This window comes from Streptomyces sp. NPDC001348 (assembly GCF_053597535.1).
In genome coordinates this window covers 57,761-80,624 of the sequence record NZ_JBSFIK010000019.1, presented here as the reverse complement: position 1 = coordinate 80,624, position 22,864 = coordinate 57,761, and the positions used below count along the sequence as shown (strand labels likewise).

Below are 22,864 nucleotides of genomic sequence, written 5' to 3'. Positions count from 1 at the left end.
CCCGCTCTCCTCCCGGAACTCGTGGGAGGAGAGCGGGGCCCCGGTGTCCGTACGGCTACTCCGCCTTGATGGCGGACAGCATGTTCAGCCGGGACGCCCGCCGGGCCGGCCACAGGGCCGCCAGGACGCCGACCGCGCCGGCCAGCAGCAGGAAGAGGGCGATCCGGGCCCACGGCACGACCAGTTCGTAGGTCTCCATCTTCGTGGCGAGCAGCTGACCCGCCGCCCAGCCGAAGAACACGCCCAGACCGATACCGAGCACCGCGCCGAAGAGGGAGATGACCAGGGACTCCAGGCGCACCATCCGCTTGACGGCCTTGCGGTCCAGGCCGATCGCGCGAAGCATGCCGATCTCCTGGGAGCGTTCGAAGACCGACATGGCCAGGGTGTTGACGACCCCGAGCACCGCCACGATCACGGCCATCGCCAGCAGGCCGTAGACCATGTTCAGCATCAGCGTGAACATCTTGGCGACGGAGTCGGACAGGTCCTGCTTGTCCTGGACCTGGATCGCCGGGTTGTTCCCGAGCGCCCTCTCCAGCTTGTCCTTGGTGGCGTCGGACGCGCCGCCCGCCGTCTTCACCATGACCCGGCTGTCGGCCGGGTCCGTCAGGTGAGGGGTCAGGGCCTTGTCGTCCGTCATGATGCCCTGGATGAGGTCGTTGCCCTCGTACACCCCGGCGACCGTCAGCTTCTGCTGTTTGCCGTCCTCGTAGTGCGCGGTGAAGCCGGAACCGGGCTTCCAGTGGTGCGCCTTGGCCGTGTCGGAGTCGACGACGACCTGTGAGCCGCCCACCTCGAAGGAGCCGTCGTCGACCTTCAGGTCGGTCAGCTCGGCGATGGCGGAGCCGTTGACGCCGCGCAGGAGCTCGGACGTGCCGTCGATCCGGGAGTAGCCGTCGCGCATCGGGCTGCTGGCGGTGACGCCGTCCGCGGTGGAGAGCTTCTCGGCCACGTCGGGGGAGAGCTCGTTGCCGTTGGCCATCGACACCACGTAGTCCGCGCGGATCGCCGAGCTCGCCATCTTGTCGATCGACTTCTGCAGACTGCCCGCCATCACGGTCATGCCGGTGATCAGGGTCAGCCCGATCATCAGCGCGGAGGCCGTGGCGGCCGTGCGGCGCGGGTTGCGCACCGAGTTCTGCCGGGCCAGCTTGCCGGAGACCCCGAACACGCGCAGCACCGGCGCGGCGGCCGCGATCAGCGGACGCGACAGCAGCGGGGTCAGCACGAACACGCCGATGATCAGGAGCACGGCACCCAGGCCCATGGGGCCCTTGGCGGCGTCGGCGTCCATCGACGTGGCCGCCAGGACCACCGCGATGCCGCCTGCCGAGAACAGGGCGCCGATCGTGTTGCGCAGCACCAGCGACTTGGTGGTGGCCTTGGCGTGCACCGCGCTCATCGCGGCCACCGGCGGGATCTTCGCGGCGCGGCGGCCGGGCAGCCAGGCGGCCAGCATGGTGATGACGACGCCCACCGCGAGGGCGGTGGCGACCGTGCCGGGCGTGACGACCAGCGGGCCGTCCGGGACGGTCGCGCCGAGCGTGCTCATCAGCGACCGCAGCCCGGCGCCGATGCCGATGCCGGCGAGCAGACCGGTCACGCCGGCGACCGCGCCCACCACGAAGGCCTCGATCAGCACCGACCGGGTGATCTGGCGGCGGGAGGCGCCGACCGCGCGCAGCAGGGCCAGCTCCTTGGTGCGCTGGGCGACCAGCATGGTGAAGGTGTTGGCGATGATGAACGTGCCGACGAAGAGCGCGATGTAGGCGAAGACCAGCAGGCTCTGCTTCAGTCCGCTCATCTGCGAGGAGATCTCCCTCGCCTGGTCGTCGGCGAGTTTCTGCCCCGTGGTGGTCTCCACGAGGTTCTTCGGCAGGGCCTGGTCGACGGCGTGCCGCAGCGCGGTCTGGCTGGTGCCCGGCTTCGCCTTGACGTCGATCTCGTCGTACGTACCCGGCTTGCCGAACAGCTTCTGCGAGGTGGCCGTGTCGAACAGGGCGAGGCTGCCGCCGGCGGCGACGTTGCCGTCGTCGGTGGTGAAGATGCCGCTGACGGTCGGCTCGAGCACCGGGCCGTCGACCGAGACGCGCACCTTGTCGCCGACCTTGTAACCGGCCCGCTCGGCGGTCCTGGAGTCGATCAGGACCTCGTCCTCGCCGCGCGGGGCGTGGCCGTGGACGAGCGGGTACCGGGCGTCCTTGGTTCCCCAGTAGTTGCCGCCCTCGGACTGCCAGCCGCTGCCGACCAGCTTGCCGTCCTTGTCGGCGATGGCGGTGAACCCGGTGACGACGCCGGTCGCGGAGGCGGCCCCCGGGACCTTCGCGCTCCTGTCGAGCATCGCCTGCGTCAGTTTCACCGTCTTGCCGACGGTGTTGCCCTTGTCCTCCTGGTATTCGGCCGTGACGGCGACGTCGACCTGGTCGAAGCCCTTGGCGGAGCTCTTCTGGTAGGCCTGGGAGATGGTGCTGGTGAAGACCAGCGTCCCGGACACGAACGCCACGCCGAGCATGACGGCGAGCACGGTCATCAGGAGCCGGGCCTTGTGCGCGAGTACGTTGCGCAGTGCGGTGCGGAACATCAGCTGGTACGGCCCTTCGAGTCGAACTCGGGGGTCCGGGGCCGCGCGGCGGAGCCGCTGGTGTTACCGCCCCCAGGAAGATGCCGTATGCGGTCGAGCACGGACTCGGCCGTGGGCGCGTACACCTCGTCGACGATCCGGCCGTCGGCCAGGAACACCACCCGGTCCGCGTAGGCCGCGGCCACCGGGTCGTGGGTGACCATCACCACGGTCTGTCCCAGCTCCCGCACGGAGTTGCGCAGGAAGCCCAGCACCTCCGCGCCCGAGCGGGAGTCGAGGTTCCCGGTGGGCTCGTCGCCGAAGATGATGTCCGGCTTGGAGGCCAGGGCGCGGGCGACGGCGACGCGCTGCTGCTGACCGCCGGAGAGCTGGGACGGCCGGTGGCTCAGCCGCCCGGACAGGCCGACCATCTCGATCACGGTGTCCAGCCACTGCTTGTCCGGCTTGCGGCCCGCGATGTCCATCGGGAGGGTGATGTTCTCCAGCGCCGTCAGCGTGGGCAGCAGGTTGAACGCCTGGAAGATGAACCCGATCTTGTCCCGGCGCAGCTTGGTCAGCTGCTTGTCCTTCAGGGCGCCCAGCTCGGTGTCGCCGATCCGCACGGACCCGGCGGAGAAGGTGTCCAGCCCGGCCACGCAGTGCATCAGGGTCGACTTGCCGGAGCCGGACGGACCCATGATCGCGGTGAACTCGGCCTGCCGGAAGTCGACCGAGACCTGGTCGAGGGCGACCACCCGGGTCTCACCCTGACCGTAGATCTTCGACAACTCCGAGGCGCGCGCGGCCACGGCGGTGGTCCGGTCGGCGGTGGGTGTGGTGGTCACGGAATCGTGCTCCTGTCGGGACGACGGCGTTCGCTGGGGACGTGAACCATCGTCCCGGCCGTTCCCCGTCCCGTAGTCAGCCGCTGTTCCGGTTCCGGGGGCCGACTGCGGTCGGACCGGGCGGCGTCGTGTCATACCTGGGGATGAGGGCCGACCCCTGAAAGGCCCTCAGACCAGTGGACAAGCTGTCGAGAACAGGTGGGGCCCCCTTGTTCGTACGGTGAAATTCCGTCATTCCGTGTACGCGGGCACCCACCGCGCGTAACGCTGTTGGCAAGTGCTGATGGCTAGTTCAGTGGGCTGATGCACCCTCAGACCTCAATAAAATAAGACAACATCGGTCCGCCCTCCCGCTGTTCGGGGGATGCGCCCCCGATAGGCTCGAACCTCGAAGCGGAGCCCATGGCCTGCCCGGATGGTGGAATGCAGACACGGCGAGCTTAAACCTCGCTGCCCCTCGCGGGCGTACCGGTTCAAGTCCGGTTCCGGGCACTTCGTATGTCTGCGGCGCGCCGTCGGCCCCCGTCGACGGTCGACCGGTGCCGGCGGTCAGCCTTCGTAGACCGTCAGCACGGCGCCCCCCACCTCGATCCGCCGTCCCGCGCGCATGCCGTTGCGGCGGAGGGTCTCCAGGCAGGTGCGGAACAGGGCGAGTTCTTCCGCGTCCAGGATGGCGGCGGCCAGGTCCAGTAGGTTGTCGACCGCCTCCACGGTGAGTACCTCGGGCAGGTCTCCGGACAACAGGACGACCGATTCACCGGCGGGTCCCCGGACCACTGCCGTGGTCGGTCCGCCGTGCACGAACAACACATTCCCCCCTGAGAGCCCGTGGTCGTGCGGCTCTCGCGCGTCGGGACAGGACGAGAGGCTGTCGGGCAGGACGAGAGACTAGCGGGGGATCTCGGCGGTTTCGGGCGGTGTCGGATTCTTTAACCGACTTGGTGACAGAGCGACCGTTCGGGTTTCAGGACGCGGCCGGGCCGGCCGGGGCCGCGGTCACTCCTCCCGTGCGGAGCGGTCCAGCAGGGACTCCACCAGGGCGGCGACGTGGCGGCGGTCGTCCGAGGACAGCTTCTGCACACTGGCGATGAGCAGGTCCACCTCGGGGTCGGTGGCGGGAGCGGCCCCGGCATCGGCGGGCGGGGTGCCGTAGACGTGGATGCCGCAGGCCTCGGCGGCGGCGCGCCGCACGGCGTCCAGGGGCAGCTCCAGTCCCTTGGCCAGGCCTTCCAGGGTGGCCGCCTGGGGCATGCGGACGACGCGGTCGGCGGTGGCCAGGTGGTGGACGGTGGAGCGGGGGATGCCGCCGCGGCGCGCCACGTCACCGTAGGACCAGCTCTTGCGGTCGAGGCGTTCCCGGATCAACTGCTGCAGTGCGTTGGCCACTGACGGTCACTTCCTGCTCGCCGCTCGGCTTGGGGCCTGGCTGTCCATGTCGGGGCCGATTCTACGGTCGGGGGCAGGTGCGGCCGAAAGGGTGATTACCCGAATGGGTTGCGCGGAGGGTCCCCGACCCCGTAGTGTCCAATCTCGTTGGACAGCACGTCCGACCACGTTGGACAGAGTCCGGGGGGAACCTGACTCGATCCGACCGGAAATGTCTATCCCTGAGGGGGAATCGATCATGATGGACGCCCACGAGCTCGAGGCCGAGTCCGCGGAACTGCTGCCGGGCCGCGAGGCCCTGGGTCGCCTGAAGTTCAGCTTCGGCAAGACCGTGAACGTCACCAAGCACGTCGCGAACATCCACGCTGCCAACCAGTCCGCCGCCGTGAACGACCACTCCCTGTGGTCCGTGGCCGACTCCGGTGCCGCGCAGGCCATCAACGTCGCCCAGTGACGCACGCCCGGCCGAGCAGTTGGTAGCCGCTGGGCCGAGCACCTGAACACCCGAGATATCCGCACCACTGAAACACCGAAAGGACATCCATCATGAGCATGGACATGCACGAGCTCGACACCGAGTCCGCGGAGCTGCTGCCGGGCCGTGAGGCCCTGGGTCGCCTGAAGTTCAGCTTCGGCAAGACCGTGAACGTCACCAAGCACGTCGCGAACATCAACGCGCACAACGAGTCGGCCGCGCTCAACGACCACTCGGCGTGGTCGGCCGCCGAGTCCTCGGCCGCCCAGACGATCAACGTCACGCAGTAAGCGGCGGCGCCGCGACGACGGCCTGACGGGGGCGGACCCGCGAGGTGGCGCGGTCCGCCCCCGGAGCCGGACGGGGGGAGCGGTGAGCACGTGGGGGGAGAACACGGATGACGGTGCTCGGAGACGGTACCGCGGCGCTGCACGACACAGGACCGGTCCCCGGCCCCGGCGGCTGGCCGGTGACCTACGAGCAGGTGGCGACGGGCAGCCTGCCGGTCGTCGAGCCGCCGGCGCTGGTACCGAGGCTGAGCGCGGGGCTGCGGCTGCACGGTGAGTACCAGGGATCGGGTTTCACCGACCCCAAGTACATCGCCCGTCGGGGGGACGGGCAGGTCGTGCAGTTGTCGCGGCTGCTGTACCTCGTCGCGTCGTCCGTGGACGGGGAGCGGGACGTCGAGGCCATCGCCCACCGGGTCAGCGCCCGGTACGGCAAGGAGGTCAGCGGTGACAACGTCCGCTACCTGGTCGAGGAGAAGCTCGAGCCGCTCGGGCTGACGGTGCCCGAGGGGCAGGAGAGCGACGAGGTCGAGGCCCCGCGCTCCGACCTGCTGCTCGCCCTCAAGGGGCACCGGGTCATCTTCGACGAGCGGCGCACCGCGCGGATCGCCCGGGCGCTGGCCTGGCTGCACCGGCCGGCCGCGGTCGTGTTCGTCCTGCTGTCGGCCGTGGCCATGGACGTCTGGCTGTTCGGGTTCTTCGGGGCGATCGAGCCGGTCCTGGAGGTTCTCGACCAGCCGGTGCTGATCCTCGTCGTCTTCGTGCTCACCGTGGCCTCCCTCGTCTTCCACGAGTTCGGCCACGCGTCGGCCTGCAGATACGGCGGTGCCAGACCCGGCTGCATCGGCTGCGGGCTCTTCCTCATCTGGCCGTCGATGTACACCGACGTCACCGACGTCTACCGGATCGGACGCGGCGGCCGGCTGCGCACCGACCTGGGCGGGGTGTACTTCAACGTCGTCTTCATGCTGGCCATGGCCGGGCTGTACTTCGCCACCGGAGCGCAGTTCCTGCTGGCCACGGTCTATCTCGGGCACTTCGAGATCCTGGAGCAGCTGATGCCGGCCGTCCGGCTGGACGGCTACTACATCCTGGGCGACCTCGCCGGCGTGCCGGACCTGTACGGCAAGGTCAAACCGATCCTGCTGAGCCTGGTGCCGGGACGGAAGGGACGCGCGGCCCGCGAGGAGGTCGCCGGGCTGAAGAAGTCGGCCCGGACCATCGTGGCCACCTGGGTGCTGACGATGGTCCCGCTGATCGTCGGTGAACTCGGGTACGCCCTGTGGAACCTGCCCCGGATCGTCGCCACGATGACCCGGTCGCTGACCGAGCAGCTCCTCGGCACCGGGTCGGCCTTCGTGCACGGGCAGATCGTCGAGGGCCTGGTCGGGGTCATCGGCTGCGTGATGCTGCTGTGCCCGATGGCCGGTGTCGTCTACCTGTCGGTGAAGATGGGCGGCCGGATCCTGCGGGCCGCGAAACGCTCCACCGACGGCCGGCCGCGGCTGCGGGTGGCGCTGTGCGCGCTGGCCCTGGCCGGGCTGGCGGGTCTCAGCTACGCCTGGGTGTCCGGGCTGACGCCGCAGCCGCTGCCGAAGAAGCCGCCGATCGCGCCGATCCTGCAGCCGGGGGTCTCCACACGGGAGCCGGAGCCGCGGGAGGCGTCCACGCCGGAGGACGGCGCCTCGTACGATCCCGGGCGCGAGGACGCCGCCTCGCCGTCGGGGGCGGCGGGCACCGGGTCGGCGCGGCCGGGGGCGGGTCCGTCGGCCTCGGCCTCTCAGAGCGCGTCCAAGTCGGCTTCGGCCTCCGCGTCGGCCAAGCCGAGCCGGACGGCGTCCTCGCCGAAGGCGGCGCCGAGCGTCCCGCCCACCCGGGATCCCGTGCCGCCCACCGCCTCCGGCGGGACCGGCGGCGGCCCGGTGGTCGATCCTTCGCCCACCCCGTCGGAGAGCGTCCCGGCGACCCCGACGGACAGCCCTTCAGCACCACCGGTCAGCGACTCGCCCGCCCCGGTGACGTCCTGAGAATCCGCCGAACACCTGCCCGGGACGGCCGTGGGGCCGGTCGCGGCAGTCACCTCGGCATCCCGCCCGCGGCAGCCGACCGCCCACCTGCGGTGGCGGCCGCGGACCGCGCCCTCGTGACGGCAGTCGCCGCCGGCGCTCCCGGCGGCCGGGCGGCGCCGGTGGGGGCAGGCCGACCGCCCACCTGCGGTGGCCGCCCACCGGTCCCCGGCCCCGTCAGCCGCCCACCGTGCCCCGCCCCGGCAGCCGCCCGTCCACCTGCGGCGGAAGCCCACCCGTACGTGTCCGATCCATCGCTGGAGATCCCATGAACAGCCATCGAAAGCCACGCTCCACCAGCAGCCCCTTCACCCAACGGGCCGTCCGCATAGGGCTCTTCGCCGCCGGAATCGCCGGTGTGGCGACCGCCGTGCCGGCCCAGGCCGCGACCGCCGCGCCGCAGACGCACATGGCCATCGCCTCGGACCACGTGTTCAGCCACGCCGACCGGGCGCACCACACGCAGGCGAAGGACTCCTTCACCATCCGGCAGTTCGGCAACGTGGACGCCACCGCCGTGCGCAACCAGGCCAACGCGGTCTCGGCGGGCTGCTCGGCCGACGCCCACTGCCGCTCGGTGGCGCTGTCCTTCCAGATCGTCACGGTCGCCGGGGAGCACACCCACCTGAACGCCGTGAACCTCAGCGACGCGGCGAACAAGAAGTGCACGGGCTGTCAGACGCTCGCCGGCGCCTACCAGTTCGTCGTCTCCACGCCGGCCCCGCTCACCCTGGACGACACCGCCCGGGGACGGCTCGCCGACATCCACCGCCGGCTGGACGAGCTGACGCGGTCCACGCTCCCCGCCGCCGAACTGAAGTCGAAGGTCGACGGCCTCGCCGCGGAGGTCACCGGTGTCCTCCACGACGCGGTGGCACAGGCCCCGAAGGGTGACACGCAGCCCGACGTGACCGTGCACCGCCACCTCGACGGCTGGCCCGGCCACTGACCCGGGCCTCCGTCACCCCCCACCCTCCGCCGGGCCGCGCACTGTGCGCGGCCCGGCGGAGGGCTGTCCCACGGCCATTGACATCACCGCAGGCCGGGCGGAGACTCGACCAGCGGCAAAGTGAAGGAAATTTCACCAGACGAACAACAGTGGCGCGAGTTCGCGCACCGACCGAAGGGAACGACCGATGCGCACCACCGTCGGCATCATCGGGGCAGGCCCCGCCGGGCTTCTCCTCGCGCGGCTGCTGCACACCGCGGGCATCGACTCGGTGGTCCTGGAGAGCCGTGACCGCGCCTACGTCGAGCACCGGCAGCGCGCCGGGATCCTGGAGCAGGGGACGGTGGACGTGCTGCGGTCGGCCGGCGCGGGGGAGCGCATGGACCGGGAGGGGCTGCGGCACGACGGCATCGAGCTGCGGTTCGCCAGACGGCGCCACCGAGTGGACTTCCCGGCGCTCACCGGCGGCCGGTCCGTGATGGTCTACGCCCAGACCGAGGTCTGCAAGGACCTCATCGCCCTCCAGCTGAAGGAGGGCGGCCCGCTGCTGTTCGAGGCGGAGGCGCTGGCCGTCGAGGGCGTGGACACCGACCGCCCCCGTGTTCCCTTCCGGCACGCGGGCCGTGAGGACGTACTGGAGTGCGAGTACGTCGTCGGCTGCGACGGTTTCTGGGGTGTGTCCAGGAAGGCCGTCCCCGCGGCGCTCTCCCAAGTCTTCGAACGCGCGTATCCCTTCGGGTGGCTCGGCGTCCTCGCCGATGTCGCCCCCTCGCACGACGAACTGGTCTACGCCCGCCACGACCGCGGTTTCGCCCTGCTGTCCATGCGATCCCCGTCCGTCTCCCGCCTCTACATCCAGGTGCCCGCCGGCACCGAGGCGGAGTCCTGGGCCGACGGCGACATCTGGGACGAGTTGGAGCGCCGGTTCGAGACCGCCGACGGCTGGCGGCTGGAGCGCGGGCCCATCACCCAGAAGTCGGTGACCCCGATGCGTTCCTTCGTCCACGAACCCATGCGGCACGGCCGCCTCTTCCTCGCCGGGGACGCCGCCCACATCGTGCCGCCGACCGGCGCGAAGGGGCTGAATCTGGCCGTCGGTGACGTCGTCACCTTCGCTCGGGCGCTGACCCACCGGCGGGACACCGGTTCGGCCGAACTGCTCGACGCGTACTCCGAGACCTGTCTGCGCCGGGTGTGGCAGGCCGAGCGGTTCTCCTACGACATGACGACCCTGCTGCACCGCACCCCGGACGCCACGGCGTTCGAGGACCGCCTCCAGCTCGCCCGCCTGGAGCGGATCGCCAACTCCCGGGCCGCGGAGGCCGATCTGGCCGAGGCGTACACGGGCTTCGCGTTCGACTGACGGCGACCGGCGACGGCCCGTCGTCCGTGTCCGGTTCCGGCTGTGTACCGGTTCGGTGAGGAATGGATCCCTCCGTGGCCGGGAATCACGCATCCGCGTAGCGTGTTGGCCAGCACGGGCAGGGAAAGATCCTCCTCAAGTACGAGGGGCATTCCTTTGCCAATCCATTACTCTTGAGCCAAGGCCACGAAGGGTGGCCATGGAGGAGTGAAATGAGGAGCAGCAACCCGGTCTTCTCGCGACGGGGGTTCAGCCGCGACAACGGCTACGCGGGCTTCAACACCGCGCCGCAGGCCGGGTACGCACCGGGCAACCCCTACGCCCAGGGCAACCCCTACGGGCAGAACCCCTACGCGACCAACCCGTACGCCCAGCAGGACCAGCAGTACGGCGCTCCGCCGCAGGCACCGGTCTCCACCGGCCGGATGACGATGGACGACGTCGTCATGCGCTCGGCCATGACGCTCGGCACCGTCGCCGTCGGCGCGGTCCTCGCCTGGGCCCTGCTTCCCGTCTCGGCCGGCAGCTACGGCCTGGCGATCGGTTCCGCGCTGGTCGCGATGGTCCTGGCCCTCGTCCAGAGCTTCAAGCGCACCCCGTCGCCCGCGCTGATCCTGGGATACGCCGCCTTCGAGGGCGTGTTCCTCGGCGTGATCAGCGAGATGTACAACAGCCAGTGGAGCGGCGCCCCGTTCCAGGCGGTGCTCGGCACCATGGCGGTCGCGGCCGCCACCCTGCTGGTCTACAAGGCGGGCTGGATCCGCGTCACCGCCCGGTACGCCCGTATCGGCCTGGCCATCGCCATGGCGTTCGTGCTGGTCATGGCGGTCAACCTGCTGCTGGTCGCGTTCGGCGTCGCGAGCGACGGCGGTCTGCGCAGCTTCGGTCCGCTGGGCGCGGCCGTGGGCATCCTCGCGGTGATCATCGGCGCGTTCTTCCTGACCCTCGACTTCAAGCAGATCGAGGACGGCATCGCCTACGGCGCCCCGCGCCAGGAGGCCTGGCTGGCCGCGTTCGGCCTCACCATGACCCTGGTGTGGATCTACGTGGAGATGCTGCGGCTCGCGGCGATCTTCAGCAGCAACGACTAGCCACCGCCCGGCGGTGGCCGGCCGACGGTCACGAGAAGGGCCCCGGGTTTCCCCGGGGCCCTTCTCGTGCGGGTACGGCGTGATGCGCGACTAGAGGAGTTTGCGCGCGGCCCTCCTCAGGTCGTACTCATGGACGATCGCCTTGGCGTGGCCGTACGCGAGGTTGTGCTCGTGCCGGAGCCAGCTGACCTTTTCCTCGAAGCGGAAGAGCGCGGGACCTTCTTCTACGGCGCGAAGCCAGTCGGATACTTCACGACCGGTGCAGTGGGGGATGCGGGCGAGCAGGTTGCGGTGGGTCTCCTCGGAGAACAGTTGGGACATCGGCGCCTCCGAACGCAAAGGGGATGTAAGCCGGTCCTTCAGGTCACCGTGCCCTAGCGTTGGCGGATTGGCAACAGTCCCGCTGGGACGCGTTACGCTCACCGCGTGGTTGATACGACGCCCCTGACCCGTGCCGTGGATCATTTCGCCGACCGGTTGCGGGCGGCGCCGCAGTCCCGACTGCAACGAAGCGCTGCCGCGGAGGCCCTGCAGTTGGCCCGGGACCTGGCGGTGCGGGCCCAGCGGATCGAGTGCCCCGGGCTCGAGCCGAGGCGGATGCCGGACGCGGGGATGTTCGCGGCCGCCGACCAGATCACCGTCGCCGCGCACGACTTGGCGCTCGTGCTGTCCAGTGAGGCGGACGTCGAGGACGCGGTGCGGCTGGTCGCCGAGGCGCAGAAGCGGGCGGGGGTCTGAGCTTCGCTCCCCGTGCCGTGCGGGGCGGTTCGCCCCGTTCGCCGGGGAGTGCCCCTACTGGGACGCGATGACGCGGTCCGCCAGGATGTAGACGCTCTCCTCGGCGCACGCGAACGTCAGCGTGTACGCGCCCGAGATGCCCGAGCCGCCCAGCAGGTACGGCTTCTCACCCGCCCGCAGAGCCGCCGCCAGACGTTCCGCCGTTTCGCGGTGGCCGGGGGTCATGCACAGGGTCGTACCGTCGGCGAAGACGTAGACGTCGAGGGTGCCGAGCGGCCCCGGGCGGACGTCGGTGAGTTCGGTGCGGGAATCGGCGAGTTCCTCGAGGATGGTGACCGTGCGCTCGTGGTCGTTCACGACGGGCGACTGCACGGGGAGGAAGTCGGGGTGGGAGGGGTGGCGGCGGCGGGCCGCGGCCAGCTCCGGGGACTCCCCGGCGAACTCGTCGGTGTCCGCGCCGGGCTCCGCCACCGGCTCCAGGCCCGCGAAGTCGGCCGGGCGGGGCAGGAACAGCTCGCTGTCGGGAAGGCCCAGCAGGGTGGGCGCGTCCGGCGTCTCGCGGGCCTCCTGCGCGGCCCAGAACGCCCGTGCCTCGGCCAGCTCGCGTTCCCGCTCCTCGGCGAGCGCCGCGGCCACGGCCGCGCGTATCTCGTCGGTGCCGGCCGCGGTGCGGGCGGCGGGTAGCAGGGCGCGCGTGGCGGCGCCGCGGTTCTCGGCGAGCTGCTTGTGCAGGGCCGCGAGCTGCCGACGCAGGTCCAGCAGTGCGCGCAGGACGGCGACGCCCACGGCGCCGGTGGCGGCCGTGGTGACCAGCAGGGCGATCGGCATGGCGCTCACTGACGTACTCCCGGTTAAAAGTCGACCCCCGATTTCCTACATCAGCTTGAAGGGCGGACTAACCAGCTGTCAGTGCGTAACGTCACGAAACGGACAGTTCTCTGCCTCGATGTTCCTGTGTTCGCCGCTCTGACCTGCCTGGATACCTCCTGCGGGAGATAGGTCACATCCTGGGGGAGATTGGATCACAAACCGGCCCGACGTTCGAGGTTTTCTCGAACGCCGGGCCATGCGGTCACGTTGGGTCCCGTGGCGGTCACCGGGCGGCGCCCGCCCGGGTGCTCAGCTCAGGCGCTCGATGACCATCGCCATGCCCTGGCCGCCGCCGACGCACATCGTCTCGAGGCCGAACTGCTTGTCGTGCCACTGCAGCGAGTTGATGAGCGTGCCGGTGATCCGGGCGCCGGTCATGCCGAAGGGGTGGCCGACGGCGATGGCGCCGCCGTTGACGTTCAGCTTGTCGAGGTCGATGCCGAGCTCGCGGTACGAGGGGATCACCTGGGCGGCGAAGGCCTCGTTGATCTCGACCAGGTCGATGTCGTCGATGGTCAGACCGGCCCGCTGGAGGGCCTGCTTGCTGGCCTCGACCGGGCCGAGGCCCATGATCTCGGGGGAGAGGCCCGAGACACCGGTCGACACGATGCGGGCGAGCGGGGTCAGGCCCAGCTCGCGGGCCTTGGTGTCGGACATGATGACGAGCGCGGCGGCGCCGTCGTTGAGCGGGCAGCAGTTGCCGGCGGTGACCAGGCCGTCCGGGCGGAAGACCGGCTTGAGGCCCTGCACACCCTCGAGGGTGACGCCGGCGCGCGGGCCGTCGTCCTTGCCGACCACGGTGCCGTCCGGCAGGGTCACCGGGGTGATCTCCCGCTCCCAGAAGCCGTTCTTGATGGCCTCCTCGGCGAGGTTCTGCGAGCGTACGCCGAACTCGTCCATGTCCTGGCGGGTCACGCCCTTCCAGCGGGCGAGGTTCTCGGCGGTCTGGCCCATGGCGATGTAGGCGTCGGGGACCAGGCCGTCCTCGCGCGGGTCGTGCCAGGTGGTGCCCTCCTGCTCCGCGACGGCGGCGGTGCGGGCCTCGGCCTCGGCGAAGAACGGGTTGTGCGTGTCCGGGAGGCTGTCGGAGTTGCCCTTGGTGAACCGCGAGACCGTCTCGACGCCGGCCGAGATGAAGACGTCGCCCTCGCCGGCCTTGATGGCGTGCAGGGCCATGCGGCTGGTCTGCAGCGAGGAGGAGCAGTAACGGGTGACCGTGCAGCCCGGCAGGTGGTCCATGCCCATCTGCACGGCCACGATCCGGCCGAGGTTGTTGCCCTGCTCGCCGCCCGGCAGACCGCAGCCGAGCATCAGGTCGTCGATGTCCCTGGGGTCCAGCTCGGGGACCTTGGCCAGGGCGGCCTGGATGATCGTGGCGGTCAGGTCGTCCGGGCGGAGGTCCTTGAGGGAGCCCTTGAAGGCGCGGCCGATGGGGGAGCGGGCGGTCGAGACGATGACTGCTTCGGGCATCACGGCTCCAGTTCGAAAGGCAGCGCGTAGCGTCGCGGGCTACGGGATCTGGTGGGCTCCCTGGGAAGTTACCCGTACGTATGGCTCAGGTCACGAGTAACCGGGTGTGACCCTGACCGCACTTGTCTAAGCGCTTGCTTTGTCACGTCAGGGGTGTCGTCGGAGCCGGTTCGGGGGCCGGCTCCGGCTCGGCCACCCGCCGCCTGCGGCGTCGCTTGAGCAGGGCCCACGGCCCCCGGGGCCCGGTCGGCATCGCCGCGGTGACCTCCGTACCGGCCTCGTCCGCCGCCTCCGCCGCCGCGCGGGCCACCGGCAGGAAGCCCTCCCGCCGCGAGACGTCCGGGCGCTCCTCCTCCGCCGGCCACAGCCCCAGGGCGGCACAGACGGTCGGCAGGACCGCCATCGCCGCCGTGGCGTACCCCTCGGCGGAGGGGTGGTAGTTGTCGGGGCCGAACAGCTCACGCGGGTTCGCGGCGAACTCGGGGCCCAGCAGGTCGCCCAGCGACACCGTGCGCCCGCCCTGCTCCACCACCCCGATCGTCTGGGCCGCCGCCAGCTGCCGGGAGGCGCGGCGGGCCAGCCAGCGCAGCGGCTGCTGCACCGGCTCGATGGTGCCCAGATCCGGGCAGGTGCCCACCACCACCTCGGCACCCGCCGTGCGCAGCCGGCGTACCGCGGCCGAGAGATGACGGACCGAGCGGGTCGGGGGCATCCGGTTCGTCACGTCGTTCGCGCCGACCATGATCACGCAGATGTCGGGCACCGCGGAGGGATCGGCGAGGACCAGGCCCACCTGGCGGTCCAGGTCGTCCGACCGGGCGCCGGTCAGGGCGACGTTGCGCAGCTCCACCGGGCGTTCCGCCACTGCCGCCAGCCCGGAGGCCAGCAGCGCTCCCGGTGTCTGCCCCGACCGGTGCACACCCTGGCCCGCGGCCGTGGAGTCGCCCAGCATGGTCAGCCGGAGGGGCGGTTCTCCGGGGGTCTCGTAGGAGCCGCCGTACACACCGTCGGCCACGGGCACCCGCCCGCGCGTGCCGTTGCCCACATGCCGCCTGGCCAGCCGCATCTCGGCCAGGACCACGCCCACGGTGGCCGCGCCGACCAGCCCGACCCCGCCGCCCCCGTATGCCGCGCCGGCCGCGATCCGCCGGGCAACTCTCGCCCTTGACATGCTCGTCATGCCTCGCCGCCACCTCCTCGTACCCGTACATCCACTCCTTGCCCCGTACGGCCCGTACTCCAATCTCAACGGTCAGTGAACGCCCGCCACGGCACCGACCCGGGCCGTAGGCTGGCCGCACCCATCACGACCATTTTTTGCAAGCAACCGGAGACCACGGTGCGATTCCACGACTCGATGATCAGCCTCGTCGGCAACACCCCGCTGCTGAGGCTCAACAGTGTGACCAAGGGGATCCAGGCGACCGTCCTGGCCAAGGTTGAGTACTTCAACCCGGGTGGTTCCGTGAAGGACCGCATCGCCCTGCGCATGATCGAGGCCGCCGAGCAGAGCGGGGAACTCAAGCCGGGCGGCACCATCGTCGAGCCGACCAGCGGCAACACCGGGGTGGGCCTGGCGATCGTGGCCCAGCAGAAGGGGTACAAGTGCATCTTCGTGTGCCCCGACAAGGTGAGCACCGACAAGATCAACGTGCTGCGGGCGTACGGTGCCGAGGTGGTCGTGTGCCCGACCGCCGTGGCCCCCGAGCACCCGGACTCGTACTACAACGTCTCCGACCGGCTGGTGCGTGAGACGCCCGGCGCCTGGAAGCCCGACCAGTACTCCAACCCCAACAACCCGCTGTCGCACTATCACTCGACCGGCCCCGAGCTGTGGGAGCAGACGGAGGGCAGGATCACCCACTTCGTGGCGGGCGTCGGCACCGGCGGCACCATCTCGGGCACCGGCCGCTATCTGAAGGACGTCAGCGACGGCAAGGTCCAGGTGATCGGCGCCGACCCCGAGGGCTCGGTCTACTCCGGCGGCTCCGGGCGGCCGTACCTCGTCGAGGGCGTCGGTGAGGACTTCTGGCCGACCGCCTACGACCGGACCGTCGCGGACGAGATCGTCGCCGTGTCCGACAAGGACTCCTTCCAGATGACCCGGAGGCTGGCCAAGGAGGAGGGTCTGCTGGTCGGCGGCTCCTGCGGCATGGCGGTGGTGGCGGCGCTGAAGGTCGCCGAGCGGCTCGGTCCGGACGACGTCGTCGTGGTCCTGCTCCCCGACAGCGGGCGCGGCTACCTCAGCAAGATCTTCAACGACGAGTGGATGGCCGACTACGGCTTCCTCGAGGACGAGGGCCCCAGCGCCCGCGTCGCCGACGTGCTGCAGTACAAGGCGGGCGGCATCATCCCGTCCCTGGTCCACATGCACCCGGACGAGACCGTCGGCCAGGCCATCGAGGTGCTGCGCGAGTACGGCGTCTCGCAGATGCCGGTCGTCAAGCCGGGCGCCGGCCACCCGGACGTGATGGCCGCCGAGGTCGTCGGCTCGGTCGTCGAACGGGAACTGCTGGACGCGCTGTTCAGCAAGCGGGCCTCGCTGGAGGACCCGCTGGAGAAGCACATGTCGGCCCCGCTGCCCCAGGTCGGTTCCGGCGAGCCCGTCGCGGACCTGATGTCCGTGCTGGGTTCGGCGGACGCGGCGATCGTCCTCGTCGAGGGCAAGCCGACCGGCGTGGTCAGCCGGCAGGACCTGCTGGCCTTCCTCGCCAAGGGCGGGAAGCAGTAGCGAACGTCCGGTGAACGGGCGGTGGCGGCACGGAACTTGCGGTGTCCTGCCGAAGCGGTGGACTTCGCGGAAGTGGTACGAGCGCGTCACGTGCGCGCAGCACCCGCTTAACACATGTACGGCACATTGGTGGGTGTCGGCAGGGCGGGAGCGGCTCCCCGCCCAGGCCGGCGCCCAGCGGCGCCAAGGACTACCGGAGCGGCTCCCGGACCTCCATGGACGCCACGGACGCGCAAGCCCGGCCCTGACCCGGCCCGCGTCCCCCGCGGGGACCGCCGTCGTCCCGCCCCCCGGTGACGGGGGTGCGGCGGTCCCCGCGCATGTGCTTCTCAGCGAGCGGGCGCGGATTCCCAACTGCCCAGCAGCGCGAGGCGTTCGGCTGTCTCCGAACCCGGCTCCGGGGTGTACACCACGATCGTCTGCTCCGGCTCCGACGGCACGGTCAGGGTCTCGTACGGGACGGTCAGCAGGCCCGCCACCGGATGCCGGATCTTCTTCACGCCGTACGCGCACTCCGCGACCTGGTGGTCGGCCCAGAGGCGGCGGAAGTCCTCGCTCTTCAGGGACAGTTCGCCGACCAGGGCGCACAGCGCGGGGTCGTCGGCGTACTGCCCCGCGGCAAGCCGCAGGTAGGCCACGGTCTGGGCGGCCACCGCGGACCACTCCGGGTAGAGGTCCCGGGCCGCGGGGTCGAGGAAGACCTGCCGGGGCATGTTCCGGTCGTCCGGGGCCATCCGGCTGAAGCCGTTCACCGCGTCCCCGAGGGCGTTCCAGGCCAGGACGTCCATGCGCCGGCCGAGGACGAAGGCCGGGCTGCGCTCCATGCCGTCCAGCAGCAGCTGCACGCCGGGGCGCACGCGGGGTGCGGGCGGCCGCTTGCTCTGCTTCTGCCGCGCGGGCCGCGCCAGCGTCCGCAGGTACTCGTGCTCGGTCTCGTCCAGCCGCAGCACCCGGGCGACCGCGTCCAGCACCGCGTCCGACACTCCCCCAGACTTCGTCCGGGAGGGGCCCCCAGGACCCCGCCCCTGCTCCAGCCGGATGTAGTAGTCGACGCTCACCCCCGCGAGCTGCGCCACCTCCTCGCGGCGCAGGCCCGGGACCCGGCGCCTGCCGTGCGAGGCCAGACCCACCTCCTCGGGCTGGATGCGGGCGCGGCGTGAGCGCAGGAAATCTCCGAGGTCCCCGTCCATGGGTTCGATCGTAGGGGAACGGCCGGTCCCGAACCTGGTACTGGCAGACCCAGGAAAAGCGCATCCCTGGGTACGGCCGCGACGACGGCGCAGGGTGGTGAGTGCCGCCGGGGAGACGCCCCGGCCGCGAACCCAGGGAGTCCCCCATGTCGTACGAGAACCTCTCGGGCCGCACCGCCGTCGTCACCGGCGCCGCCAGCGGAATCGGCGAGGCCGTCGCCGTGCTGCTCGCGGCGCGGGGCGCGCGGGTGGCGCTGCTCGCCCGGCGCGGGGAGCGGCTGGAGGAGATCGCCGCGAAGGTCCGGGCCGACGGCGGACAGGCGCTGGCGGTCGTCGCCGACGTCACCGACGACGCGTCCGTGCAGGCTGCCAAGGAGCGGATCCAGGAGGCCTACGGACGTGTCGACCTGGTCGTCAACAACGCGGGCGTCATGCTGCCGAACCCGGTCGACGACGGTCGTATGGACGAGTGGCAGCGGATGCTCGACACCAACGTGACCGGTGTGCTGCGCATGATCCGCGCCTTCACCGCCGACCTGGTGGGGGCCGCCGCCGAGGGCCGTACCGCGGACCTGGTGAACATCTCCTCCATCGGAGCCCACATCCCCTTCCCCACCTACGCGGTGTACGGGGCGACCAAGGCGGCCGTCACCTATCTGTCCCAGTCGCTGCGCACCGAGTTCGGCCCGCGTGACGTGCGCGTCACCAACATCGAGCCGGGGCTGACGCAGACCGAGCTCGCGACGCACGTGGACAGCGCGGAGCTGTCCGGGCAGCTGGACGGCATGCTGGAGGCGATGGGCGCACTGACGTCCGAGGAGGTCGCGGACGTCATCGCCTACGCGACCAGCCGCCCCCGGCACGTGAACCTGCGGCAGATCATGGTGCTGCCGACCCGGCAGGCGTGAGGGGTCACTCCTCCCAGTCGGAAGGCTGGGAGGAGGCGCGGCGCCGGTGGGAGAACAGGCCGGGGTTGGCGCGGGCCGCCTGGACCGCGTTGACGCCCACGATGCCGGCCCAGGCGGTCAGCAGTCCGGGCAGGTGCGCGATGCCGCCGCCGATCGCGGACAGCGGGATCGCCAGCACCAGGGAGACGATGCCGAAGCCGAAGCGCTCGCCCCAGGAGTCGCCGTCCTTCGGCTCCCGGCTGCCCCGCGCGACCTGCAGTTGCTGCTCGGCCAGTTGCCGGCGCACGCGGCGCTCCACCGCGCCGTCGATGCGCTGGTCGACCTTCTCAAGGAACGACTCCACCAGCGCGGACTCGTACTCCTCACCCAGCTCCCTGCGCGCCTGCAGGGTGGCGTTGAGTTCCTTCTTCAGATCGGCGTCCCGCGCCTCCATAGCGGTCATGGGACCAAGCTAGGCAGCGGGGACGCCTGCCGCACTGGGGTTAGCCCCCCTGTTCCCGGACGGTCACCTGATGAGCCCGTGCTGCTGCGCGTAGGCGTTCGCCACGTCCTCCGGGTCCTTCTTGTCGTTGTCGACCTGGCTGTTGAGCTGGGTGAGCTGTGCGGTGGTGAGGGTGTTGCCGAGGCGGGCGAGGGCCTTGCGGACCGTGGAGTCGGCCTTGCGGTCGGCGATCAGCGGGACGATGTGCTGGCTGGGGATCAGGTTCTTGGGGTCGGTGAGCACCACCCAGCCGTTGGCCGCGATGTCGGTGTCGGTGGTGAAGAGGTTCGCCACGTCCACGTCGTCCTTCTTCAGGGCGCCCTTGACCAGCGGGCCGTCGGAGTCGAGGGACTTGAACTCCTTGAACTCCACGCCGTACACGTCCTTCAGCCCGACCGCGCCCACCCGGCGCTTCTTCACCTCGGGCGCGGCGCCGATGACAAGTTCGCCGCTCTGCTTAGCCAGGTCGGCGAGGGAGGCGAGGCCGTACTTCCGGGCGGTCGCCCGGGTGACGACGAAGCAGTCGGAGTCGGCCGCCTCCCCGTACGGCAGCACCTGGAGGCCGGCCGGGAGCGCCAGGGTGAGCGCGTTCTGCATGGTGCCCGGGTCCGCCGAATCGTCCTTCGGGGCGAGGTAGTTGAGCAGGGCGCCCTGGTACTCGGGGAGCAGGTCGATGTCGCCGGCCTTGAGCGCGGGGATCACGATCTCCCGGGTGCCGAGGTTGGGGCGGACCTTCACCTTCACGCCGGCCGCGGACAGGACCGCCGCGTAGAGGTAGCCGAGCACCTGGTTCTCGGTGAAGTTGGCGGTGCCGATGGTGATCCCGCCCTTGCTGGAGCCGCCGCCGGCGGTCGAACCCCCCTGCCCGTCGAGGGAGGTGACACCGCCGGCGCAGGAGGAGAGGGCGGGGACGGAGGCCGCTGCGAAGAGGCCGCCGAGGAGAGTACGTCGGTTCATCGAGGGTCCCTAAGTGGTGCGGTGGCGGAAAAGGAAGCGCTGGAGGGTGCTGAGCAGCAGGTCGAGTACGACGGCCACGATCGCGACCAGCACCGCGCCGCCCAGCACCTGGACGAGGTCGCGCTGGGCGAGGCCGTCGAAGACGTAGCGGCCGAGGCCGCCGAAGGAGACGTACGCGGCGATGGTGGCCGTGGCGACGACCTGGATGAGCGCGAGCCGCAGGCCGGTCATGATCAACGGGAGGGCCAGCGGCAGCTCCACCTGGAAGAGCACCTGGTGGCCGCGCATGCCCTGGCCGCGTGCGGCGTCGCGGACGTCCGGGTCCACGGCCGTCATCCCGGCGTAGGTGTTGGTGACGATCGCGGGGACGGCGAGGGCGACCAGCGCGACGTACACCGGCAGCATCGACAGCCCGCCGGCCAGGAAGACCAGCACCACCAGGCCGACGGTCGGCAGGGCGCGGCCGAAGGACGCCAGGTTGATGGCGAGGAACGCGCCCTTGCCGGTGTGGCCGATCAGCAGGCCGAGGGGCAGGCCGATCGCGGCGGCTATGAGGGTGGCGAGGAGCGAGTACTGGAGGTGCTCGGCGAGGCGGTGGGCTATGCCGTCCTGGCCGGCCCACTGGGAGCCGCTGGTCAGCCACTTGGCGAGGTTCTTGAACAGCTCGTACATCTCAGGCCCGCCTCCTGCGCCACGGGGTCAGCACGTACTGGAGGGCCACCAGCAGCGCGTCCGCGACCACCGCGAGCAGGATCGTGAGGACCACGCCCACGATCACCGGGGTCGGGAAGTCGCGCTGGAAGCCGTCGGTGAACAGTTGGCCGAGGCCGCCGTCGCCGATGTAGGTCGCGACGGACACCAGGGAGATCGACATGACGGTGGCGATGCGGACGCCCGCCATGATCACGGGGAGTGCGAGGGGGAGCTCCACGGTGAGGAGGGTGCGCAACGGGCGCGTGCCCATCGCCTTGGCGGCCTCCTTCGTCTTCGCGGGGACCGATTCGAGGCCCTCGACCGTGTTCCTGAGCAGGACGACCAGGGTGTAGACGGTCAGGCCGGTCACGGTCGTGGTGCGGGTCAGGCCGCTGACGGGCGGCAGGAGCACGAAGATCGCGATCGAGGGGATCGTGAACAGGATGTTCGAGACGCCGAGCAGGAAGCCGCGCAGGGGGCGGACCCGGTGGGCGATCACCGCGAGGGGCAGGGAGATCAGCAGGCCGAAGAACACGGCGGTCAGGGCGGCCTGGAGGTGGGAGAGGGTGAGGCTGGCGAGGTCGTCGGTGTGGTCGCCTATCCACGACCGGTCGATCGTCACGCGGCCACGCCCACTTCGGTGTGGGCCCGGCCCGCGTGCTCGTGGATGTCGTCGCGGGACGAGACGCCGGTGAGGGTGCCGGTCGCGTCGACGCGGGCGATCAGGCCGGTCGGGGAGGAGACCGACTCGTTGAGCGCGGAGAGCAGGGAGTCGGTGTCCCGCAGCGGCCGTACGGGAAGCTCGGCCCCTTGTGTCGAACGCCAGTGCGTCGGCTTGCGCGTCTCGTCCAGGACGAGCGACCAGGTGCCGCCCTCGGGCGCCGGGCCCTGCGGGACGTCGGCGAGGGTCTTCAGGGACAGCAGCTTCAGTCCGCGCTCGGCGCCGAGGAAGTCGGCCACGAAGTCGTCGGCGGGGCGGGCGAGCAGTTCGGCGGGCGGGGCGCACTGGACGAGGTGGCCGCCGGTGCGGAAGATCGCGATGCGGTCGCCCAGCCGGACGGCCTCGTCGATGTCGTGGGTGACGAAGACGATGGTCTTGCTCAGTTCCTTCTGCAGACGCAGCAGCTCGTCCTGGAGCTGGGTGCGCACCACCGGGTCGACGGCGCCGAAGGGCTCGTCCATGAGCAGTACGGGCGGGTCGGCGGCCAGGGCACGGGCGACGCCGACACTCCCCCAGTGCCTTAAGGGCCTGGGGGGACCCCCTGCTGCCGGCCGCCCGAGAGCTGGTGCGGGTAGCGCTTCCCGGCGTCGGCGGCAAGACCGACGGTTTCCAGGAGTTCGGCCGCCCGGGCGCGGGCCTTCCTGCGGTTCCAGCCGAGCAGGAGGGGGACGGTGGCGACGTTGTCGAGCACCGTGCGGTGCGGGAAGAGGCCCGCCTGCTGGATGACGTAGCCGATGGAGCGGCGCAGCTCGGCGGCGTCCTGTTCGGTGACGTCCCGGCCGCCGACCCGGATGGTGCCGGAGGTCGGCTCCACCATGCGGTTGATCATCCGCAGGGTGTCGTCTTGCCGCAACCGGAGGATCCGACCAGGACGGTCACGCCGCCTTCCGGCATCTCCAGGGTGAGGTCGTGGACTGCTGTGGTGCCGTTGGGGAAGCGCTTGTGGACCGCATCGAACTGGATCATGAGATGTCCCTTGCCCGGCTGTATAACGTCATGCAGAGTTCTTGGTGTCTGAATAGGTTGTCAATGCTCCGGCGTTAATCCGGCGTAACGATGACCGGCAGGCAAGACGGAATG

Annotated in this window: 22 protein-coding genes, 1 tRNA gene and 1 pseudogene; 10 read left to right on the top strand and 14 right to left on the bottom strand. The window is 70.9% G+C overall.

All coding sequences use genetic code 11. The features are described 5' to 3' along the window. Positions 1–55 precede the first annotated feature (55 nt). Positions 56–2,584 carry an ABC transporter permease gene (locus ACWC21_RS21075; protein WP_450883956.1) on the bottom strand — a complete coding sequence of 843 codons (2,529 nt, stop codon included), beginning with the start codon at positions 2,582–2,584 and terminating at the stop codon, positions 56–58. Continuing rightward, entirely contained in the window at positions 2,584–3,408 is an 825-nt protein-coding gene (locus tag ACWC21_RS21070) for an ABC transporter ATP-binding protein (RefSeq protein WP_450883954.1), read from the bottom strand. The genes ACWC21_RS21075 and ACWC21_RS21070 overlap by 1 nt, the downstream gene beginning before the upstream one ends. Before the next feature lie 409 nt (positions 3,409–3,817). Here ACWC21_RS21070 and ACWC21_RS21065 point away from each other — a divergent pair. Continuing rightward, positions 3,818–3,900, top strand: a tRNA-Leu gene (locus ACWC21_RS21065). Positions 3,901–3,957: 57 nt separating this feature from the next. Here the strand turns inward: ACWC21_RS21065 and ACWC21_RS21060 are convergent. Both ACWC21_RS21060 and ACWC21_RS21055 read right to left on the bottom strand, forming a co-directional pair. Then, positions 3,958–4,209 carry a hypothetical protein gene (locus ACWC21_RS21060; RefSeq protein WP_450883952.1) on the bottom strand — a complete coding sequence of 84 codons (252 nt, stop codon included), beginning with the start codon at positions 4,207–4,209 and terminating at the stop codon, positions 3,958–3,960. A 195-nt stretch (positions 4,210–4,404) separates the two neighbouring features. Beyond that, on the bottom strand, positions 4,405–4,794 hold the full coding sequence (locus tag ACWC21_RS21055) for a transcriptional regulator (RefSeq protein WP_450883950.1): 390 nt from the start codon (positions 4,792–4,794) through the stop codon (positions 4,405–4,407). A 238-nt stretch (positions 4,795–5,032) separates the two neighbouring features. Between ACWC21_RS21055 and ACWC21_RS21050 the strand changes: the two genes are divergently transcribed. From ACWC21_RS21050 to ACWC21_RS21025, 6 genes are all read left to right on the top strand, one after another. After that, entirely contained in the window at positions 5,033–5,248 is a 216-nt protein-coding gene (locus ACWC21_RS21050; protein WP_450883948.1) for a hypothetical protein, read from the top strand. A 92-nt stretch (positions 5,249–5,340) separates the two neighbouring features. Continuing rightward, entirely contained in the window at positions 5,341–5,559 is a 219-nt protein-coding gene (locus tag ACWC21_RS21045; RefSeq protein WP_388803153.1) for a hypothetical protein, read from the top strand. Positions 5,560–5,666: 107 nt separating this feature from the next. Continuing rightward, the gene (locus ACWC21_RS21040) at positions 5,667–7,583 is read left to right on the top strand and encodes a hypothetical protein (RefSeq protein WP_450883946.1); all 1,917 of its coding nucleotides are present in this window, start codon (positions 5,667–5,669) and stop codon (positions 7,581–7,583) included. A 307-nt stretch (positions 7,584–7,890) separates the two neighbouring features. Further along, positions 7,891–8,571, top strand: a complete 681-nt coding sequence (locus ACWC21_RS21035) for a hypothetical protein (RefSeq protein ID WP_450883944.1) — start codon at positions 7,891–7,893, stop codon at positions 8,569–8,571. Positions 8,572–8,758: 187 nt separating this feature from the next. Then, positions 8,759–9,934, top strand: a complete 1,176-nt coding sequence (locus ACWC21_RS21030; RefSeq protein ID WP_450883942.1) for a 4-hydroxybenzoate 3-monooxygenase — start codon at positions 8,759–8,761, stop codon at positions 9,932–9,934. Positions 9,935–10,146: 212 nt separating this feature from the next. Further along, positions 10,147–11,025: a Bax inhibitor-1/YccA family protein gene (locus ACWC21_RS21025; RefSeq protein ID WP_450883940.1), complete on the top strand. Its 879-nt coding sequence runs from the start codon at positions 10,147–10,149 to the stop codon at positions 11,023–11,025. A gap of 90 nt (positions 11,026–11,115) precedes the next feature. Here the strand turns inward: ACWC21_RS21025 and ACWC21_RS21020 are convergent, their stop codons facing one another. Continuing rightward, positions 11,116–11,346: a DUF4287 domain-containing protein gene (locus tag ACWC21_RS21020; RefSeq protein ID WP_388803168.1), complete on the bottom strand. Its 231-nt coding sequence runs from the start codon at positions 11,344–11,346 to the stop codon at positions 11,116–11,118. 105 nt (positions 11,347–11,451) lie between these two features. Here ACWC21_RS21020 and ACWC21_RS21015 point away from each other — a divergent pair, with 105 nt between their 5' ends. Further along, a complete protein-coding gene (locus ACWC21_RS21015) occupies positions 11,452–11,763 on the top strand; it encodes a hypothetical protein (RefSeq protein WP_450883937.1) in 312 nt (103 codons plus the stop codon). 54 nt (positions 11,764–11,817) lie between these two features. Here the strand turns inward: ACWC21_RS21015 and ACWC21_RS21010 are convergent, their stop codons facing one another. The 3 genes from ACWC21_RS21010 to ACWC21_RS21000 all read right to left on the bottom strand — a co-directional run bounded on the left by ACWC21_RS21010 (position 11,818) and on the right by ACWC21_RS21000 (position 15,283). Further along, positions 11,818–12,600, bottom strand: a complete 783-nt coding sequence (locus ACWC21_RS21010; protein WP_450883935.1) for a hypothetical protein — start codon at positions 12,598–12,600, stop codon at positions 11,818–11,820. A gap of 282 nt (positions 12,601–12,882) precedes the next feature. Next, on the bottom strand, positions 12,883–14,103 hold the full coding sequence (locus ACWC21_RS21005) for an acetyl-CoA C-acetyltransferase (RefSeq protein ID WP_450883933.1): 1,221 nt from the start codon (positions 14,101–14,103) through the stop codon (positions 12,883–12,885). Positions 14,104–14,245: 142 nt separating this feature from the next. Then, positions 14,246–15,283, bottom strand: a complete 1,038-nt coding sequence (locus ACWC21_RS21000; protein ID WP_450883931.1) for an SGNH/GDSL hydrolase family protein — start codon at positions 15,281–15,283, stop codon at positions 14,246–14,248. A 159-nt stretch (positions 15,284–15,442) separates the two neighbouring features. On the opposite strand from ACWC21_RS21000, the gene ACWC21_RS20995 reads away from it, so the two are divergent. After that, positions 15,443–16,834, top strand: coding sequence for a cystathionine beta-synthase (locus tag ACWC21_RS20995; protein WP_450883929.1), 1,392 nt, complete (start codon positions 15,443–15,445; stop codon positions 16,832–16,834). Between the two features lie 329 nt (positions 16,835–17,163). Here ACWC21_RS20995 and ACWC21_RS20990 read toward each other — a convergent pair whose 3' ends face one another. Beyond that, the gene (locus tag ACWC21_RS20990) at positions 17,164–18,024 is read right to left on the bottom strand and encodes a helix-turn-helix transcriptional regulator (RefSeq protein ID WP_450883927.1); all 861 of its coding nucleotides are present in this window, start codon (positions 18,022–18,024) and stop codon (positions 17,164–17,166) included. A 146-nt stretch (positions 18,025–18,170) separates the two neighbouring features. Here ACWC21_RS20990 and ACWC21_RS20985 point away from each other — a divergent pair, with 146 nt between their 5' ends. Next, entirely contained in the window at positions 18,171–18,932 is a 762-nt protein-coding gene (locus ACWC21_RS20985) for an SDR family oxidoreductase (RefSeq protein ID WP_450883925.1), read from the top strand. A gap of 4 nt (positions 18,933–18,936) precedes the next feature. Here the strand turns inward: ACWC21_RS20985 and ACWC21_RS20980 are convergent, their stop codons facing one another. The 5 genes and pseudogenes from ACWC21_RS20980 to ACWC21_RS20960 all read right to left on the bottom strand — a co-directional run bounded on the left by ACWC21_RS20980 (position 18,937) and on the right by ACWC21_RS20960 (position 22,750). Continuing rightward, a complete protein-coding gene (locus tag ACWC21_RS20980; protein WP_450884079.1) occupies positions 18,937–19,365 on the bottom strand; it encodes a hypothetical protein in 429 nt (142 codons plus the stop codon). Between the two features lie 72 nt (positions 19,366–19,437). Further along, positions 19,438–20,370, bottom strand: coding sequence for an ABC transporter substrate-binding protein (locus ACWC21_RS20975; protein WP_450883923.1), 933 nt, complete (start codon positions 20,368–20,370; stop codon positions 19,438–19,440). A 9-nt stretch (positions 20,371–20,379) separates the two neighbouring features. Continuing rightward, on the bottom strand, positions 20,380–21,042 hold the full coding sequence (locus ACWC21_RS20970) for an ABC transporter permease (protein WP_450883921.1): 663 nt from the start codon (positions 21,040–21,042) through the stop codon (positions 20,380–20,382). A 1-nt stretch (position 21,043) separates the two neighbouring features. After that, positions 21,044–21,685, bottom strand: coding sequence for an ABC transporter permease (locus tag ACWC21_RS20965; protein ID WP_450883919.1), 642 nt, complete (start codon positions 21,683–21,685; stop codon positions 21,044–21,046). Then, positions 21,682–22,750, bottom strand: a pseudogene (locus ACWC21_RS20960) (ABC transporter ATP-binding protein). Before ACWC21_RS20960 ends, ACWC21_RS20965 begins: the two are co-directional and overlap by 4 nt. Positions 22,751–22,864 lie beyond the last annotated feature (114 nt).